This is a genomic window from Rhodococcus sp. A14 (genome assembly GCF_011603105.1).
GTDB classification, from domain to species: Bacteria; Actinomycetota; Actinomycetes; order Mycobacteriales; family Mycobacteriaceae; genus Rhodococcus_F; species Rhodococcus_F opacus.
Genome location: NZ_JAAOQS010000301.1, coordinates 1 through 736 on the forward strand (window position 1 = coordinate 1; position 736 = coordinate 736).

Consider the following 736-nt stretch of genomic DNA (forward strand, 5'->3'; position numbering starts at 1 on the left):
TCGTGTAATCGTTCATCACCGAATACCCGGCGATGTACTGCTCGGCGTCCGCCTCCGGCACCTGATACGCCTGCCTGCCGACGACGAACGCCAACTCCCCCTCCCAATCCAACTGGGCGGCGGCATAGGCCGGGACGATCACGTCGTCGTACGGACCGGTCAGCGCCTCTTTGAACTTGGCGAACAGCGTCGGGTACTCCGGTAGGTCCCGCCCCATCTCCTGGATGTGGTTGGCGTAGTTCAACCCGACGCAGATGATCTTCCCCGGATTCGGAACCACCGGGGCGTAATCCGCGCCGTCGAGGCTCACGACGTCACCGGACGCATTCGCCGCGACCGTTTTCCAGTCCGGGTCGGCCAGCAGGGCGGACAGGTCCGCATACCCGTCGATGATCGTGGCGGCGGTGTCGGCATCGACGCGGGCGGCGACGGTGGCACCGTTGCGGCGCAGGGTGGCAAGCTTCATGAGATTTTCAGGCTCCTTCGGAAATGTACGTGCGATCAAAGTGCAGGCGCTCGACGATGGGGGCGTCGGAGAACGCGAACAGGTCGAACTCGGTGCCGGCCTCGACCGACCACTCCGTCCAGGACGGGACGACGATCATGTCCCCCGTGCCGACCTCACGGCTCTCGCCGCCGAGGACGAACCGGCCCGACCCCTCGAACACCTGGTAAACGGTGGACCCGACATCGCGACGGGGCCGGGTGTGCGCACCCGCGCGCAGCCGGTGGAACT

General features: G+C 66.2%; 1 protein-coding gene and 1 pseudogene. Both read right to left on the reverse strand.

What is annotated here, in order from left to right; translation table 11 throughout:
• Positions 1-466, reverse strand: a 466-nt coding sequence (locus tag G9373_RS45520) for a fumarylacetoacetate hydrolase family protein (protein WP_206034036.1), incomplete at its 3' end; no start/stop codon positions are given.
• Between the two features lie 7 nt (positions 467-473).
• Positions 474-736, reverse strand: a pseudogene (locus G9373_RS45525) (cupin domain-containing protein); the annotation flags it as partial.